Source organism: Streptomyces humi, assembly GCF_001005085.2.
Taxonomy (GTDB): domain Bacteria; phylum Actinomycetota; class Actinomycetes; order Streptomycetales; family Streptomycetaceae; genus Streptomyces; species Streptomyces humi.
This window is the reverse complement of record NZ_LBMU02000207.1, coordinates 1-886: the sequence shown is the minus strand read 5'-3', so window position 1 is coordinate 886 and position 886 is coordinate 1. Positions and strand designations below refer to the sequence as shown.

Here is an 886-nt window from a genome sequence, read left to right as displayed (position 1 = left end):
ACCACGGCGGTGCGGATGCGGGGATGGGTGGCCAGGACCGCCTCCACCTCACCCGGCTCGATACGGAAACCCCGCACCTTCACCTGCTCATCCACCCGCCCCAAGAACTCCACCTCCCCGAACGGCAACCACCGCACCCGGTCCCCCGTCCGATACATCCGCGACCCGTCCCCCACAAACGGATCCGCGACAAACCGCTCCGCCGTCAACCCCGCACGCCCCCCATAACCCCGCGCCACCTGCGGACCACCCACAAACAACTCACCCACCACCCCCACCGGAACCGGCGACAACCCCCCGTCCAACACATACAGACGCGTATTCGGCAACGCACCACCCACCGGCACCGGACCATCCACCCCCACCGAACCACCCACACCCACCCGATCCCACACACTCAACGTCGAATCAACCGTCGCCTCCGTCACCCCATACGCCCCCACCAACACCACACCCGAACCCAACACCCCCCGAGCCCGCACCACCGACCCCGACCGCCACACATCCGTCGTCACCGCCACCAACCTCAAACCCGGCAACCACCCACCCCGCTCCACCCACCCCACCAACTCCTCCACATACCGAGGCGCACACTCCAACGCCTCCACCCCCGCACCCACCAACACACCCACCCACTCCTCCAGCTCCACCTGCAACCCCACCCGCCCCAACACCAACACCCCACCACCACACAACGACCGCACCACATCACCCGAAAACACATCAAAACTCGCACTCGCCACCGACAACCACCGACGACCACCCCCCACCCCCACACCCGCATACACCGACCCCCACGCCACCGAAACCGCCACCAACGACCCATGCGACACCAACACACCCTTCGCACGACCCGTCGACCCCGACGTATAAATCACCGCCGCCA

At 66.8% G+C, this 886-nt stretch carries 1 protein-coding gene; it reads right to left on the bottom strand.

What is annotated here, in order from left to right:
• Nucleotides 1-878: AMP-binding protein (locus AAW13_RS47950; RefSeq protein WP_420855538.1), on the bottom strand; the 878-nt coding region annotated here is incomplete at its 3' end.
• Nucleotides 879-886 lie beyond the last annotated feature (8 nt).